The 17,131-nt window shown below is 56.8% G+C and carries 13 protein-coding genes and 1 pseudogene; 2 read left to right on the forward strand and 12 right to left on the reverse strand.

Annotated features, from left to right (window positions below):
- Nucleotide 1 precedes the first annotated feature (1 nt).
- From ACSJLU_RS15035 to ACSJLU_RS15050, 4 genes are all read right to left on the reverse strand, one after another.
- A complete protein-coding gene (locus tag ACSJLU_RS15035) occupies nt 2–913 on the reverse strand; it encodes a class I SAM-dependent methyltransferase (RefSeq protein WP_025303319.1) in 912 nt (303 codons plus the stop codon).
- A gap of 14 nt (nt 914–927) precedes the next feature.
- On the reverse strand, nt 928–1,884 hold the full coding sequence (locus ACSJLU_RS15040; RefSeq protein WP_025303320.1) for a diiron oxygenase: 957 nt from the start codon (nt 1,882–1,884) through the stop codon (nt 928–930).
- 98 nt (nt 1,885–1,982) lie between these two features.
- The gene (locus ACSJLU_RS15045; RefSeq protein ID WP_049209473.1) at nt 1,983–3,164 is read right to left on the reverse strand and encodes an MFS transporter; all 1,182 of its coding nucleotides are present in this window, start codon (nt 3,162–3,164) and stop codon (nt 1,983–1,985) included.
- A gap of 304 nt (nt 3,165–3,468) precedes the next feature.
- Entirely contained in the window at nt 3,469–4,632 is a 1,164-nt protein-coding gene (locus ACSJLU_RS15050; protein ID WP_439041001.1) for a colicin-like pore-forming protein, read from the reverse strand.
- 491 nt (nt 4,633–5,123) lie between these two features.
- Here ACSJLU_RS15050 and ACSJLU_RS15055 point away from each other — a divergent pair, with 491 nt between their 5' ends.
- Nucleotides 5,124–6,203 (forward strand): transketolase-like TK C-terminal-containing protein, encoded by a 1,080-nt coding sequence (locus ACSJLU_RS15055; RefSeq protein WP_089181047.1) that lies wholly within the window; start codon nt 5,124–5,126, stop codon nt 6,201–6,203.
- Here ACSJLU_RS15055 and ACSJLU_RS15060 read toward each other — a convergent pair whose 3' ends face one another.
- The gene (locus ACSJLU_RS15060) at nt 6,204–6,641 is read right to left on the reverse strand and encodes a MarR family winged helix-turn-helix transcriptional regulator (protein ID WP_025303324.1); all 438 of its coding nucleotides are present in this window, start codon (nt 6,639–6,641) and stop codon (nt 6,204–6,206) included.
- A 154-nt stretch (nt 6,642–6,795) separates the two neighbouring features.
- On the opposite strand from ACSJLU_RS15060, the gene aceE reads away from it, so the two are divergent.
- Entirely contained in the window at nt 6,796–9,471 is a 2,676-nt protein-coding gene (gene aceE, locus ACSJLU_RS15065; RefSeq protein ID WP_025303325.1) for a pyruvate dehydrogenase (acetyl-transferring), homodimeric type, read from the forward strand.
- Nucleotides 9,472–9,498: 27 nt separating this feature from the next.
- On the opposite strand, the gene umuC is transcribed toward aceE, so the two are convergent.
- The 7 genes and pseudogenes from umuC to ACSJLU_RS15100 form a co-directional block, all read right to left on the reverse strand.
- Nucleotides 9,499–10,815: a translesion error-prone DNA polymerase V subunit UmuC gene (gene umuC / locus ACSJLU_RS15070; protein ID WP_197837132.1), complete on the reverse strand. Its 1,317-nt coding sequence runs from the start codon at nt 10,813–10,815 to the stop codon at nt 9,499–9,501.
- A 205-nt stretch (nt 10,816–11,020) separates the two neighbouring features.
- Complete coding sequence (locus ACSJLU_RS15075) at nt 11,021–11,752, reverse strand: energy transducer TonB (protein WP_261464319.1); 732 nt, start codon at nt 11,750–11,752, stop codon at nt 11,021–11,023.
- Between the two features lie 250 nt (nt 11,753–12,002).
- A complete protein-coding gene (locus tag ACSJLU_RS15080) occupies nt 12,003–12,920 on the reverse strand; it encodes a FecR domain-containing protein (RefSeq protein WP_049204970.1) in 918 nt (305 codons plus the stop codon).
- 17 nt (nt 12,921–12,937) lie between these two features.
- Nucleotides 12,938–13,450, reverse strand: coding sequence for a sigma-70 family RNA polymerase sigma factor (locus ACSJLU_RS15085; RefSeq protein WP_025303329.1), 513 nt, complete (start codon nt 13,448–13,450; stop codon nt 12,938–12,940).
- 168 nt (nt 13,451–13,618) lie between these two features.
- Entirely contained in the window at nt 13,619–16,156 is a 2,538-nt protein-coding gene (locus ACSJLU_RS15090) for a TonB-dependent receptor (protein ID WP_380824848.1), read from the reverse strand.
- Between the two features lie 95 nt (nt 16,157–16,251).
- Nucleotides 16,252–16,680 (reverse strand): translesion error-prone DNA polymerase V autoproteolytic subunit, encoded by a 429-nt coding sequence (gene umuD, locus ACSJLU_RS15095; protein ID WP_049209475.1) that lies wholly within the window; start codon nt 16,678–16,680, stop codon nt 16,252–16,254.
- A 194-nt stretch (nt 16,681–16,874) separates the two neighbouring features.
- A pseudogene (locus ACSJLU_RS15100) lies at nt 16,875–17,054 on the reverse strand (SOS response-associated peptidase family protein); the annotation flags it as partial.
- Nucleotides 17,055–17,131: the final 77 nt, after the last annotated feature.

Below are 17,131 nucleotides of genomic sequence, written 5' to 3' on the forward strand. Positions count from 1 at the left end.
ATCAGGGTTTTACCGCCACGAGGATCGGCAACACGCCGCGTGAGCTGTAGTTGATATCTTTAACCGTGAACCCTGCCTGGGTTATCTGTTGCCTGATCTCTGCTTCTGAAGTGAAATTAAGGTAGGTAGCCTGAATAATGTCGCCAAAGATCGCAAACTCCTGCAAAAGGTCCGCCATTGGCGTTTCATATTTATCCCACTCACCGGTGGGCGCGTTCTTTTCCGGCGGTGGCGTGAGGAAACTGAGCAACAAGGTTCCCCCTGGTTTTAATGCCTCGAAGAACCGACGATACAAAGCCACCAGCCTGTCCGGGTCAGACTCATACATATTCAGGCCGTTACTGGTAATCACATCGAAAGCGTTTTTTTCTTTTAACTCCCAGGCATTCTGCTGCGAGAATCGGCAACGGTTCGCCATGCCAACGCGCTTGGCCTTTTCGTTGGCGTGATAAAGTGACTCCGGGTCAAGATCAATGCCGGTCAATTGCACCGCGCCATGGCCGCTGTAATCCAAATCCAATAAATCATCCATCACCCCGCACGGGATTGAAGCCAGCGTCTCCGCCTGCGTAATCAACTCAGCCAGCAAGGTCTGATAACGGTAGTAACGCTCGCGCGCCCGGCACAGCAACGAGCGATTCAGAAGCCAGTCTTCCAAAACATGTTCGGCGGGTTTTCCGGCGGGATGCTGGAAAATGTAAGACGTCCAGTAGCCATTGAGGCCGCGGTTATGCAGGAGGAAACGACCAAGCTCAAACTCCGTCAATTGATCGACCAGTTCAAGATTTCTCTCTAATGGAAGAATAAGCGAATTGCTATTCCGTAAACGCGCTTTTATTTCATCGGCCAACATCTTTGTTTCAGTCAAATAGGCCAGTTTAGAATGTGTTTTATGCGAGGCGAAACTATCCATACCCATCTCCATGATTAAATTATCCAACCAATATTTTCGAATCCCTGGCGCACTATCGGCGAATTCAGAATGCCGGTTCGTTTCAAAGCCATTAGCACGTTTTTAACAATGGGGACATCAGGCGTCACTTCAAAACCGCGATAAACCTTATTGATTGACTCCCGGCTGGCTTCGCAATCATGAGTTATCTTCGATAACAGCTCAATGTTAAACTGTTTCTCTGATTCAACATTCAAATACATTTTTACGAAATCAGCGATCTGCCCGCCGATCATCGCCTGATCGTTTTCATCCAACCTCGTCCAGATATAGCCAAGTAATTCGAGAAAGAAAATATAGTGTCTGGACTCATCGTTCATATGGTCATTAACATAGTATTTAATCGATGGATGAACGCCGTCACTATTAAAGAACTCCACCAACTCTCTCACCAGGGTCGTTTCAAAAATGCACACCGCAATGATCTCGAAAATGTCATGGCAGCGCTCAGGTAACCGTTTCATCACCTCTGTAACGGCCACATAGGCGTCAGAATCCGGGTAACTCAGCGCACCGAGATCGGCATCATGCTCTCTAAGTTGATTGATCATATGTCTGGCGATATAAACATGGTAATACTCATCGATGATGACGGTATAGGCATTCAATTTAATCTGTTCGTCAAATTTGACAGCGAGATCGCCGTAGATAATTTTATTGCATGCTGAGTTAATGAGTTTGATCTCAAGATTAACGATATCATTGAGGTATTTAAACAATGACTGAGTAAGTATTTTTGACTTCCTCTCATTGTCCATGCCGCTCATCATGTCAGCCAAAAATATCGGCTGATTCTCCTCGGGGAAAAATGCGCCAGGAATAGTAAAGTCGATAAATTTACCGGGGCGGGTTCTTATTGATGCGCGCTGTTCCCATTTATCAGTATAGGCGGCAGACAAACCGCCCTTCGAAACCATGGTTTCGTTTTCCATAGATATTCTCCAGATGAAGGAATACATGTATTTAAAAAAGTCATGCCGATCCCGGCCAAATATAAATATTTAGCCGGGGGTCACGCGAAAACGATTATTTATTCTTCAGCTTTGCTTGGGGATGCCACGATACTCAACATAGACAACAACACGACAACGCCTATCACACTCGCCATCACATAGCTCATTTCCTCCGGCCGCCCGATAAAGACGTAGCTGGCCATCCCCGTGATAGCCACAACCAGCAGCGAGCGCATGCTCATGATATAGGAGGCCGCCACACCATAAATTTCCGGGTAGACACTCATGGAACGTGCGAACAGCGTCGGATAGCAGATAGAAAAACCGAAGCAGAACAGGCTCATCAGCAGGGTAATAGCCCAAGGCGTTGTCGCCGTCAGTAGAGCGAGAATGCTGACGATGGCTAACGCCATACCGATTTTCTCAGCGCGCCGATCGCCACCAAACGCGGCGATAATACGGGCGGAAAAGAGGCTAGGGATTGAAAATGACGCCACGATAATAAAAAAGTGAACGACAAATGCCGACAGCGAGAACGCAAAGGTTTCACGGTAAAGAAAAGCGCTGGAGGCTATGAATACCATATAAGCAGCAAAGAAAAGTGAAGGAATCAACGATAATCGCATGAATTGGAAACTCGCCGTCAGCCGGGCATAGCTTCCCACAATGGCTTTGAGATCGAATGGCGTTTTTTCTTTCTTCGTCTCCGGCAGGAACAACAATTCCAGCAGTACCGCCGCTGCGGTGATCACCGCGACAACCGCATAGTTTCCTCTCCACCCCCAATGCTCATTAATCCAACCACCGGCGATTGGCGCTAGCGACATGAAAATCGAGATACAGGCATTAACCAGACCGATCATGCTGTACATGGCCGCCCCTTGATAACGGTCTGCGATGATCGCGTAAGCCACTACCACCGGCGTGCAAGCCCCCAACCCCTGAATAAAGCGGGACAACATCAAAAGATCGATTGAAGTGGCGTAGGTACATCCCAGAGCACCTAACAGCATGATAGCCCCACCGATCAACATGGTTTTGCGTCGACCAATCGACTCTGACAGTGGGCCATAAATCAACGCGCCAAACACAAATCCCAAGAAGTTATAGGTGATCGTACGCTGAATATGCCCTTCAGAAACACCGAAACTGGCAGCCATATCCGGAAAGCTGGGAACGGACATATCCACTTCAATACACCCAGCCAATAAGGAAACCACAAGGATAAAGGGCAGAGGCACCCACTTTCCTGTCAACATATCCATACTCCAACAGAACATTAATCCGAATGTTAATAACCATGAACAAACTAGGAGAACAATTGTTATATGTAAATATCACTAATGAATAAAGGATGATAAATAGTGTTTTACGTGAAGAAAATCACATAACAGGAAGAAAAATAATGAAATTATCCGATGACGGGGAGATGGCTACATAAGACGAACTACACAGATAAAAATCATCAACTTAAGAACTACATGAGACATGCTAATGCATTGTTCAGGGCGCGTTCATACCCCATAAAAGAGGGGGCATGCCCCCTCTTCTGTCATGAGCTTGTTACATCTCGAGGATGAATTTTTCCAGTTCTCCTGCAAGGGCCGCATCGATATAGCTGGTGGCCCAGCCAAACAGGTAAGCGAAGGCGAAAATGCCCACCGTCGACGACACCAGCGTCGGCGCGAAAAACGCGGCGATAACGGAGAGCGTATACCCTGCGCCGAGCGACAACCCGAGCGCTTCGAGCTGGTTGCGGAACGCTTTCCAGTTGCCGGTAGAGAAACCTTCAATCGCAGCGTTTACCAGATCCGCGCCCTTGATCGCCCAGTCCACCCCGGTGAAGACCTTGCCCAATACCCGCGCATTGCGGGCATACTGTTCCGCATCGATCATTTTCAGCCAGGCGACAATCGCCGCTTTGTCCTGCGCCTTGAGCTTTTTGTTCAGGCCCTTCGTCAATTGCTCGTAGGTTTTCTCCGCATCTTGCACGTTGCGGATATATTTTCCTTGAATTCCCGCCTCCAAATCCTTGGCGAGTTTGGCGTATTTCGCGCCGATCTTTTCCGCGATATCTTTATTGATACCTGCGGCCAGGCTGACGCCATCCTTGATGGCTTTTAATTCCGCATTTTGATATTCGACGAAGTCCTTAACGATCGTTTTTACCGAGCCGGGCGATTTTACCGGCTTGCCGTTGGCATATTTCACCTCCATGGCATTCAGGTTATCCCCTCTCACCACGGCGATAAACGCGGGCCGGTTCTTATTGGCCTTATAGTAGAGGCTGTAGGTCGCCACTCCGTCTTGCTTTTCCACCTTCAAATGATGAAAACCGTAGTAACTCCCGGTCGTGCGGGTCGTCGAGAATTCGCCGGTTTTGCCGTTGCCATGCCAGCCGCTGACGGGCCGATCGCGATGCGAGTCTGTCACGAAACTGCCTAACGAAGAGGCGCCGATCTGCCCGGCATTCAGGCCATTGTTGCCGCCTTTGCCAGGCGTTGAGGGCTTGCGCGCATGGCCGGTTTCGATATCCCCGATCGCCACTGTCACCCCCTTGGCGTTGACCCCCATCACCAGTCCCCCCAGGCCAATGTGCTTCGCCTGATCGGCCGTCAAACCGGTGGCGGAAAGGCTCAGCGTGCCGGATGGGCTGACGCTTTCAATATGCAATTTCGCATCCGGGTTAATTCTGCGCGCCGCCTTAATCACCGCCGCCAGCTTCATGCGCAGCGCCGGATCGTTTTGGATCGCCGCTATCTGTTGCTGTTCCGGGCTGCTGCCAACGCCGGCGCCGCCGCGATCGCGATCGCCGGAATGGCCTTTATCGCCACCCCCCGGCTCTGGGCCCGTACCGCGTTCAGAACTCCAATTAGTCCCATCCCCTTTGCCACCATAATTAAATCCAGGCATATGCTTTCATCCTTATTTCGTTTTATTTTTAAGATGCCGATATCCTCGTTTAGCGTTCACTAACGCGTGCCTGAGTAATATTGGCAAACCGTTTTTAGCTGCCCGCCATTTATAAAAAAACGCAGAAATAAGGACAACGTATGACGGCTGTCTGGTCGGTGAAACAAATAGGCTCCCTTCCGCAGAACCTGAATATACCGCCGCAGGTCACGCCTGGACGGCGGCGGCCTGTTCAGAAGTCATTGGCATACGTCATGAATTGCAATTACAATCATCGCACTTGCAACTAAAAAAGGGTACTCCGCATGTCGCCTCAACGTATAACACTGCCCGCCGCCTCGGCCAGAACCAAAACCCTGGCCGAAGCCTGTATCCGCAAGATGACCTCCGTCAGCCAAAAAGCCGGCGCCTCGCGCCCTTCTTCCAGCGCCTGGACGGCGCAAACGCTGGACGAACTTAACGCCAGCGGCGACATCTGGCTTATCGACGGCAGAAGGCGCGCCGAGCCACCGAGTTCCCACTACGCCACCGCCTGGCCGCTCTGGTTTGGCCATCAATCAGAGCGTTATGAGAAGCCGCTGTTTTACTTCGTCAACACGCCCTCGGTGGACATGCTTCGCGGGCTTGAGCCGGAAACCAATCGTAAAGGGATTTTCATCAGCGATGCGGATACTGGCAGTGCCGATTTGCCCAAAGGCGTTCAGGCCTGGTTCCCGCTTCAGCTCACGGCCATGCCGGGCTGGTTGCCTTTCGATCCGGCCAATGCCCGAGAAACCGGCGCGATACTCCATCACGCCCTCCACGCGCTCTATCTGGAGGGAACGAGGAAGATGGTGTATCTCGCGACCAACGCAGACAATGGCCCCCTCTCTTCAGGGGAACCGTTTGTCGCAGAACAGGCGTTCAAGGGAATGTATCGTGTCGCCGCCGCGGCAGACTCGCCGTTGCAGGTTCGTCTGTGCGGCGCTGGCCGAGCGCTCGCCCGCGTTCAGCAGGCGGCCAAAGTGTTGAAAAACTGGGGGATTGCGTCTGAAATCTGGAGTTGCCCCAGCTACACGCGGTTGGCGCAGGACGCCGAACTCGCCGACATGCAGCGCCAGGACAGCGGCGGCGAATGCCATCTGAAAACGTGCCTGGGTACCGGGAATGCCCCCGTCGTCGCCGTTACCGACTACTCGCACCTGATTGCCAATCAGCTCAGGCGATTCATTCCCGCGCGCTTTGCCGCGGTGGGCTCAGATTCACGGGTGCGCGGCGAAATCCACTACCCGCAGGCGGAATGGATTGCGCTCTGCGCCCTTAAACTGCTGGCCGACGAGCAGAAAATCCCTTCGGCGCTGATCGCCGATGCGCTGCGCGTTCTGCACATCACGCCCGATGCCTGATCACTCTCTGGCCAGCTGCATCGCATTGTTCAACGCGTCGGAGAAGCGTGCGACCTCTTCTTCGCTGAACTGGTTGAGAAAGTGGGTGTTGACCACCGAACGGTAGATCTCCCACATCTTTTTCCGCAGGGCCTTGCCTTCCTCGGTGATAGTCGCGAAGGAGGCCCGGCGATCGTCATCCGATCGAAAACGCGTGACCAGCCGCTCTTTTTCCAGGCGATCCATCAGGCGGGTCAGGTTGTAACGCTCAATCACCAACACGTCCGCCAGCTCATGCATGCGGCGTGTGCCGTTTTCCCCGCTTTCCAATCCCCATAACACGTCATACCAGGCGTAAACCGGCAGCCCCGCTTCCGACAACTTCGCCTCTATCTTTCTGATCATCGCCCGATGCGCGCGCACAAAGGAGAACCACAGGTCGGGTTGTTTATCTGTCATGTCATTTTTCTCGTCAAAACCGGTGAGTTGCAATTGCAATTGTAAAGGGATAGAGTGGCTTTCGCTATTATTGCATTTGCAACTCTTGCATTTGCAATTCACTGAATCCCTGTATCGCTCAGCGCCTTATCAGGTAAGTACATTTGGAGCTTTTATGAACCAACCCGCGGTAAAAGCAGATCTTGACCCACAAGAGACGGCTGAATGGCTTGAGGCATTTGAAGGTGTCACTGACATCGACGGCCGTGAACGCGCGCATTTTTTGTTGGAAAGAATGGCCGAAGCCGATCAGCGAAAACACGGTGATTTCTTCAGCATGGTCACCACGCCCTACGTGAATACGATCCCGGCCTATAAGCAACCGACGTATCCCGGCGATCTGGCCGCTGAAGCGCGCATCAATGCGTTTATTCGCTGGAACGCCATGGCGATGGTGCTGCGTGCCGGCAAACATTCCAACGTCGGCGGGCATATCGCCACCTACCAATCGGCCGCGGTGCTTTACGATGTGGGGTTCACGCACTTCTTCCGTGGGCGCACCGATGATTTCGCCGGCGACATGGTGTATATCCAGGGCCATTCCGCCCCCGGCATTTATGGCCGCGCCTATCTCGAAGGCCGCATCGACGAGGAGCTGCTCGACAACTTTCGCCGCGAATCCGCGCGCCGCGGCCTCTCCTCCTACCCGCACCCGCGGCTGATGCCGGATTTCTGGCAATATCCCACCGTTTCGATGGGGCTGGGGCCGCTGACCGCCGCCTACCAGGCGCGCTACATGCGCTATCTGGAATACCGCGAGTTGAAACCGCACCAGGGGAGAAAGGTGTGGGCGTTTCTCGGCGACGGCGAGATGGATCAGCCGGAATCGCTGGCGGCGATTGCGCTGGGCGGGCGAGAAAAACTCGATAACCTGATCTTCGTCGTGAACTGCAACCTGCAACGGCTGGATGGCCCCGTGCGCGGCAACGGCAAGATTATTCAGGAGCTGGAAGGCACCTTCAAAGCCGCCGGCTGGCAGGTGATCAAGGTGATCTGGGGCAGCGGCTGGGACAAACTGCTGCAAAAAGACCGCTCCGGGCTGCTGATGCAACGCATGATGGAGTGCGTCGACGGCGATTACCAAACCTTCAAGTCGCAAAGCGGCGCCTATGTGCGGGAGCACTTCTTCGGCAAGTATCCGGAATTGCTCGAGCTGGTCGCCGACCTGAGCGACGATGAGATCTGGGCGCTGCACCGCGGCGGCCACGATCCGCAAAAGGTGTACGCCGCCTACCATCAGGCGGTGCATACCCCGGGCAGGCCGACGGTGGTGCTGGCCAAAACCGTCAAAGGGTTTGGCATGGGGGAAGCCGGTGAAGGGCAGAACATCAACCACCAGCTGAAAAAAATGAGCCAGGATGCGGTGAAAGCCTTCCGCGACCGTTTAGGGCTGACCATCTCCGACGCCCAACTGGCAGAGATCCCTTACCTGAAGCCCGAACCCGACAGCGCGGCGGCGAAGTACATCACCGCGACGCGCACCGCGCTGGGCGGCTACATCCCTGCCCGCTTCGGCCAATCCGCTCCGCTGGCGATACCGGAACTATCGCGCTTCGACGGCCTCCTGAAGGGCAGCGGCGAACGCAACATGTCGACCACCATGGCTTTCGTTAATATCCTCGGCACGCTGCTCAAAGACGTCAACATCGGCAAACTGATCGTGCCCATCGTGCCGGACGAGTCGCGCACGTTCGGCATGGAAGGCCTGTTCCGCCAGATTGGCATCCATTCCTGGCTCGGCCAGCTGTATACCCCGCAAGACGCCGGGCAGCTCAGCTACTATAAAGAGGCCAAAGACGGCCAGATTTTGCAGGAAGGCATCAACGAATCCGGTGCGATATCGACCTGGATCGCCGCCGGCACCGCCTACAGCAACCACGATGTCGCGACGATCCCGTTCTATATCTTCTACTCCATGTTCGGGCTGCAACGGGTGGGCGATCTCGCCTGGGCGGCGGCCGACGCACGCACCAAGGGTTTCCTGCTCGGCGCCACCTCCGGCAGAACCACCCTGATGGGCGAAGGCTTGCAGCATGACGACGGCCACAGCCACGTGCTGTCTTCGGTGATCCCCAGCTGCGTCTCCTACGATCCGACCTATGCCTATGAACTCGCGGTGATCGTCCAGAGCGGCATGCGCAGGATGTTCGTTGAACAAGAGGATATTTACTACTACATCACCTTGCTCAACGAGGGCTACCCGCAGCCGCCGATGCCGGCGGGCGTGGAGGACGGGATTATCCAGGGCGCCTATTTGCTCAAACAGAGCGAAACGACAAACCAAGAGAGCCCGCGCGCTCAGCTGGTCGCCAGCGGTGCCATCATGCGCGAGGCGCTGGCGGCGGCGGAGCTGTTGGCGGCGGACTTTGGCGTCGCCAGCGATATCTGGAGCGCCACCAGCCTGAGCGAGCTGCGCCGCAACGGCATGGCGGCCGAACGCTGGAACCTGCTGCATCCGGAAGATCCGCCGAAAGTTCCTTATATTCAGAGCCTGCTGGCGGCGCATCCCGGCCCGGTGGTGGTGGTGACGGACTATATGAAGATCGTCGGCGATCAGATCAAACCGTTCTTGCCCGACCGCACCTTTATCGCCTTGGGCACCGACGGCTTTGGTCGCTCGGACACCCGCGAGGCGCTGCGTGAGTTCTTCGAGGTCAACCGCCATTTCATCGCGCTCGCCGCGTTGAAACTGCTGGCTGACGAAGGCCGTATCGCCCGCAGCGAGGTCAACCGCGCCATGGCGCTGTATGGCATCGCCCCCGATAAGCCGGATCCGGCGGCGGTGAAGTAACACTCAGCCTACCCACGCCGCCGGTTGTCACCCGCGGCGTTTTTCTTCCTTCGATTCGGCGGAGCACGGCGCCTGCTCCCCAAGCCGCACCACCGGAATGTCCGCCAGCCGGGTGGTGTAGGCCGGCGACAGCATGTCGCGCTTCATTTGCCACGGTTTGACGATCCCCTGCCCGGCGAACCACACGCGCCCGCGCCCTTCCTGATTCAGGCGATCGAGGGTCGCCATCAGCCGCTCGCTGTTGCGGCGCGGCGGGCAGTCGTCGAACAGATCGATCTGCGCCATGGCTGCGGCGCTGAAATCTCCCAGCACCACGCCGCCCTTCAGGTAACGTCGCCCCTCCTGCCAGATGCTTTCCAGCGCACGTACCGCCATGGCGATGATGTCGCGGCTGTCATTGCTCGGGGTTTGCAGCCGGGCGGTGCCCATATTGCTGTAATACCCTTCACCCGCCGAATGCGGGCTGGTTTTGATAAACACCGACACGTTGCGGCAATAGCGCTTTTCCTGCCGCAGCTTTTCGGCGGCGCGTTCGGCGTAGCTGCAGATCGCCTCGCGCATGTGCGGGTAGTGCGTCAGCCGCTGGCCGAACGAGCGGGAACAGATGATCTGCTCTTTGGCGGCCGCCTCATCCTCCCATTGCAGACACGATTCGCCGCGCAGCTCGCGTATCGTGCGCTCCAGCACCACGCTGAAGGTTTTACGCGCCAGCCGGGTATCGCAGTCCGCCAGCTGTAGCGCGGTGTGAATACCCATCGCCTGCAACTGGCGAGTCAGGCGGCGCCCCACGCCCCACACCTCTTCCACCGGGAGCAACGCCAGCAGTTTGCGCTGGCGCGCCGGATCGGATAAATCCACCACGCCGCCGGTGCCGCGCCATTTCTTGGCGGCGAAGTTGGCCAGCTTGGCCAGCGTTTTGCTCGGCGCAATGCCGACCCCGACCGTCAAATGCAGCTCGCGCCGGATGCGATCGCGCACCCGCTGGCCGAATGGCTCCAGCGCCTCGCAGTGCGCCACGCCGTCCAGCCGCAGAAAGGCTTCGTCCAGCGAATAAATCTCCACCGCCGGCGCCATCTCTTCCAGCGTGTCCATCACCCGGCGGGACATGTCGGCGTACAGCGCGTAGTTGGAGGAGAACACCGCAACGTTGCGGCGGCGCATCTCCTCTTTGATTTTGAAATAAGGCGCCCCCATCGGCACGCCCAATGCCTTCGCCTCGGCGCTACGGGCGATCACGCAGCCATCGTTGTTGGACAGTACAATCACCGGCCGCCCCCGCAGATCGGGCCGAAAGATGGTCTCGCAGGAAGCATAGAAACTGTTGACGTCTACCAGGGCGAACATGGCTACTGCCCCTTCATCGCCAGAGGCCAGACTGGCGTTATCGTCAGTGGGTTGTTATTCATAACGGCACCAGGTTACTGTTCATGCATACAGTATTTGTATTTTTCTGGCGACGATCAAGTAGAAACCACCTCATCGCTGCTATCCGTTTGATGCACTTTGGCTTTTAACTCAGCCCTCCGTTTACCTGGAGCCGAGTTTTTCATTAACGGCGAACTTCACGCAGATCGAAACGAATCGGAATGGTCACGCTGAATTCCGCCTGCCCCGCTGCGATCTCGTTGCCGGGTGTGGGCAGTGGAGAAGCGCGCTGCGGTAACTGAAGCGCCTCCCGGTCGAGCGAAGCAACGCCGCTCGATCGCAATAGCTTCACGCCCAGCACGTTTCCCTGTCGATCCAACGTCACGGCAACCTGAACAATACCCTGGCGCTGCTGGCGTACCGCCAGGGCGGGATAGCGTTTGAAACGGCTCAAATGCGCCAACAGCAGGCCGCTCCAGACCGAGGCATCCTGACTCGGCTGCGACGCCACGCTGGTTTGCGGCGCGGCAACACGCTTTCCATCCAGAGACGGCGGCGCGCTGGTGCTTGATGCTCTTGAGTTTGCAGACGCCATTTTTTCCTGTTCTTCTTGCCTTGGGCGCGGCGGTTCCGTCTTCGGTTTGATGGGGTCGTTCCGTTGCCCTTTGGCCTTGCTCTGCCGCTCCGTTGCACGCGGTGCATGAATCAGCGGAGGCATCGCCGCCTCCGGTTCCCGATTGGCCTGCCGTTGCGCCACCGCCTGTACCTGGCGCACGCCGGTTGGCATCGGCTCCGTATTGGGTGTCGATTCAGCCTGCTCGGCAACCATCATCAACACCATCGGTTGCGCCGCGGGCAGCAACGGTGGCACCAGGTGATAACCAAGGCCAAGCAACAACGCACCATGCAGACCCAACGCCAACACATTGGCGGTAGCCCAGCGCCATCGCCCGCCTGTAGGGGGTAAAGAGAAATCGCCAGATAATACGTTGTGATTGAACATAGGGAGCGGTACTCAGGTTAAGCGTAAAACAGACCAACGTACGCAGCGGTCAACGGCAGTCGGGGTATGTCAGAAAGGTCGTTTAGGCACGCGGCACCGGGCAGGTAACGAGAAAGAACAGGTCAATAGAAAAGGAAATGCCCTAATGGCAGAGTAAAAAACTTTAGGATACGGTGATGAAGTATTTTGACAGCATATTTACCCTAACCGGCAACGCGCCGGGCAGTGCCGCGATGACGCGCTCGGGGTCAGCCAGCGGGAACGCACCGGAGAGCCTCAGGCTGGCGACCTCCGGCCGGCAGCGAATAACGCCCTGACGATAACGCCCCAGTTCCATCAGGAAGTCGTCCAGCCGCATGTTGTCGGCCAGCAGCATGCCTTGCCGCCAACCGGGCTCTTGCGTCACGCGATACGGTTCGCCAATGCCTTGCCGGCTTAATCTGCCGCCCTGACCGGCGTTGAGCACCGCGTTCCGATGCGCCGGTGAAAGGATCGTGACCCGGCCAAGATAAACGGCGATATCACTGTAAGTTTCCCACAGGCGAATGCTGAAGCGAGCAGCCTGCACCATGAGCTCGCCCTGCGGCAATCTCACCGTCAACGCACCGCTTTCCGGCGGCAGATTCACCATCATTTCGCCTTCCAGCAATGTGGCCTGCTGACGGCTGACGTTGACCGCCGTTTGCGTGTTCAGCATCAACTGCGCGCCATCCGCCAACGCGACGGTTTGCTGTTCCCCCACCGCCGTACGGTAATCCGCCAGCCAGGGGCGCCATGGCAGCGCGCCCGAACCGACACCAACCGTCCCCACCACGCCGATGGCCGCCAGGCTTCTCAATAACCGGCGACGTTGCGGGTTCGGCAACTGCGACAGACTACGCTGCGCCGCCGCCCCGTTAAGCAGAGAAAAACGGGATGAAAACGCGGCGATATGCCGCCAGGCGCGTTCATTTTCCGGTTTCGCCTGATACCAACGTCGCCAGTTTTCCCTATCCGCGTCGCTTGCCTCTTCCGACATCAGCTGCGTTAACCACGCGGCGGCCTCTCGCGCGCTCTGCCGATCGATATCCGATTCCATCATGGGTTCCGCACCTGCCGTTACGCCGCCAATGCAAAGAAACAGTGCAAATTAGCGCGCTGCAGATATTGTTTCACCGAGCTGGTCGACACCCGTAAACGTTCAGCGATGTCGCAATAACGCATGCCCTGCAGGTGCGCCAACAGGAAAGCCTCGCGGACGTGCGCCGGCAATCCGTCCAACGCCTGATCCAACTGTTCGAGCATTTCGAGGGTTTGTTGACGAACTTCCGGCGAGGGCGCCTCGATCGCCGGCAACTCGCTCAAGGCCTGCAGATAGCTCTCTTCGATTGTTTTACGCCGGTAATAATTCGCCACCAGCCGGCGCGCTACGGTCGCCAGGAAGGGGCGTGGTTGCCGAATGGCGAGCAACTGCGGGCTCAGTAAAATACTGATGAAAGTATCCTGCGCCAGGTCTTCGGCGTGATGCGCACACCCAACCTTCTGTCGCAGCCAATGGCATAGCCAACTGTGATGCTCAAGGTAAAGCTGTTGAGCAAACCCGTTGGCTGCCGCGGCCTCTTTCCTCGCCATTCGGTGACACCAATTGATAATGAGATTGAAAATGATAATTATTATTATTTTAAAATTGTAACTTCTGTGTCAAGCGATTGCTGATGATTTATAAACGGCGAAAAAGTAGGGAAATACGGGGGGAGGAAACGTGAAAAGGGGCCTAAATGGCCCCTGCAGACAGGAGCGTCAAAAACGCTGACTGACGCTGAACTTGATGTTGCGCCCTACGCCGGACACCGATTCGCCCAGGTAAGGGTAATAATCGCGGTTGAACAGGTTGTCCACCGCCACGCGGGCTTCGAAGCCGTGCAAGCCGCTGGGCTGCCACGAGGCGAACAGGCCGTGCAATGCATAACCCGAGGTTTTCGGCAGGGCCCAGACAACGGCCATCGGATCGCCGTCGGCCGGTGAACGATCCTGTTTACGTACGAAATCGCCGGTCCAGCCGAAGGCCATGTCCCACTGCGGCACTTTCATGCCCAGCATCGCGTGTGCCGTAACGGGTGGAATTTCGGCAATCCAGGTTTCGTTGCCCCACGGATCGCGCGGTGAAGCGTCGCGTTTGCCGCGGATCGAGGAGAACGACAGGCTGCCGAACAGGCTTTCGCTGTCATAAAACGATTCGAGCTCCACGCCCTCAATGGTATAGCCCGGCAAGTTGCGATAGTTCGACAACGGTTGCCCACATTGGCCCCCGTGCCGTGCGGCGTCACACACTACGCCGCGACGATAGAAAATCTCGTCCTTGCCGCGATTGCGGAACAGCGTAGTGCGGATCTGCAGGCTGTCCCGCGCCATCAACACATCGTTGAAGTCCAGCACCGCGCCGAGACGAACGCCCGTCATGCGTTCCACCTGCAGGCCGCGGCTGGTACCGGGCACGCTGGAAGCGGCGTATTGCACTTCGTACTGTTCGTCGATCACCGGGGCGCGCCAGGTGCGGCTAACGTCGGCAAACAGGGACAGATTCGACGTCGCTTTCCACATCACGCCCAAATGCGGCGACCAGCCGGTATAGGTCACGCTGCTGTAATCATGGCCCACGAGCGGATCGCTGTCGTTATAGCGCGGCGCCCGGTTCGGTTGCCCGGTATTGGTCACATGATCGTAACGCACGCCCGGCGTCACGGTCAGGCTGCCGAAGCTGACCGCATCCTGCAGATAAACGCTGCGGGTTTCCTGTTCGCCCGCCGGCATGTAGTACGGCTGGAAATAGCCGTAGTTGTAACTGGCATTTTTCACCTGCGAAGGGTAATACATCAGGGTATCGCGCTGATGTTTATGCCAACGCGCACCGAGCAACAGCTTGTGCTCCAGCGGACCGCTGGCGAAACGGCTTTCATTGCTGACGTCAAACTGCCGATCGGTATAGTTCACCCAACTTTCATTGCCCAGCGTACCGAGATAGCTGAACTTTGAAGCGGAATCCGGCCGCTTGTCATGCTGCTCGGTCTTCGAATAGGCGTAAGACAGCGTCAGATTCAGCAACGGCTGCGCTTCCGGCGCCAGATTCCATTTCACCGAGTAATTGGTGTCTGTCTGGTCGCGATACACCAGAATGCGGCGCCACGCTTCTTCCCGGCCATATTTATCGATATCCGCCTGGCTGGGCGCGGCGATATCGTCCCGCTTGGCGGCGAAAGGCTGCCAGCCATCGGAATCAGATCGCATCGCCGACAGCGTCAGCGTTTGCGCCTCGCTCAGATAAATATTGGTTTTTAACAGGTAGGAAGCCTGATCGTTGGCAGAATAGGCAAAACGCGTGCCGTCCGGCCGCTTCAGGTTGCCGCCGTCACGCTTGCTCATGTAGAGCAAACCGTCGGCGGATCCTTCCGGCGTACGACCGTACAAGGCACCGCTGTAAATGCCCTGACGATCGTTGGTGTGGTAGCTGTACTTCAGCAAGCCGCCAAAATCTTCGCCCGGCAGCAGCATGTCCCCAGCATCTTTGGTCTCCAGCGTAATGGTCCCGCCAAAGCCGCCATTGCCGTTCAACAGATTGTGCGGCCCCTTATCGACCTCAACCTTTTTCAGCAGTTCGGGTTCGATGAATACCGAGCCCTGCCGATATTTCTCAAATCCCTTCGGCGCCCCGTCCAGCACGACCTTCACATCTTCCATGTCCCCCATGCCCCAGATATTCAGGCTTTGGCCGCCCGGGCGCGGCGAGCCCGCCATCCCTACGCCAGGCAAGCGATCAAGCAAACTGGCGATATTGTCTGCCTGCACGCGTTCGATGTCTTCTTTATCCAACACCGAACGGCCGGCGGCGACGCTGTCGGACAAACCGCCGACCACCGACAGTTCCGGTATCGTCAACGGCTGAACCGGCCCGGCGTCGACCAACCGATATCCCTGTGCGGTTTGCTGAGCGCGCAATCCGCTGCCCACCAACAGCGTATCGAACGCGTCGGTGAGGCGATAATGCCCCTGCAGGCCCGCGGTGTTTTTTCCACGCGTCTGTTCGGGCGTGAAAATCACTATCACGCCGGCCTTAGCGGCCGCCGTCTGCAAGGCGGGCGCCAGGTCACCGGCGGGAATGGCGAAAGGCAGGATAGCGGACTGCTCGACCGCCGCCGGTGGCACCGACGCACCGGGCGCCGCCATCGCGGAGGTGAGCATGCCCGATAATGCGCACCCTACCCCGATAGCGACCCGCTTCCCGGCGGTACGTTTGGCTGATGTGAACGTACGCCCTGCGCCGTTCTTGTTTTTTATGGCCATGAAGGATTCCCCTGAGTGTAATGAACTGGAAACTCAGTAGAGAGGTCACGCCAACGAAAAGATCGGGCAGAAAAAAGTGAAAAAAAATGCCGAAGTCACCGGGCCGCGTAGACGATAAAGGTCACCACGCCGAAGATCTCCAGTTGCGCTTCGTCGTCGAACACGATCGGCGCGTAGGCGGGGTTCATCGGCAACAGCCGCACATCGGGGTGACGCTGCAGTTTTTTGACGGTGAATTCGCCGTCCACCGCGGCGATCACGATATTGCCGTGCTCCGGCGTCAGGGCGCTGTCGACAATCAGCAGATCGCCATCCCGGATATTGCCGTCGATCATCGATTCGCCGCTGGCGCGCACGAAATAGGTGGCGTTGGGGTGCCGCACCAGCAGCTTGCCGATGTCCAGCCGACCTTCGACATAGTCTTGCGCCGGGGAAGGAAAACCGCAGGCCACGCGATCGGCAAACAGCGGTAACGTTAGGGGTTCACCTGGTGAAAAAGCATACAACCTTGAATTACTCAGCATAATCACAACCAAACTGTATATTTATACAGTAAAGCATAAACAAAACGCGAACGCGTGCAACCCCCTATCCCCCTGCGGATCGCGCTTTGCCGCGTAATATAATAATTTTCTGAGCGATTTTTTTTTACGCCTGCTAAGTGTTTTACTGCCCCTTGCACACACGTTATCCACCAAAACTGTGGATAATGCGGCACTCAGACCGTTGGCGTATCGATGGGCAGGATGAGTGAGGGGTTGTCATTGCGAACGGCGCCGACGGCGGGCGATACCGGTTGCCAGACGAAATCCTCTGCCTGCAGGCTGCACACGTCAGCCTGCATTTGACCAGAGGGCGGGACTAAGCGGGTGTCGAGCCAGTCGCGCGCGGCCGTCGGTCTCTGCTGCGTACAGCGCCGCAAAGAACAGCGGCAGGCCTTGCCTCAGCAAGAGCCCACGGGAGGAACGGCGGACG

This window comes from Serratia bockelmannii, assembly GCF_051803255.1.
GTDB lineage: Bacteria > Pseudomonadota > Gammaproteobacteria > Enterobacterales > Enterobacteriaceae > Serratia > Serratia bockelmannii.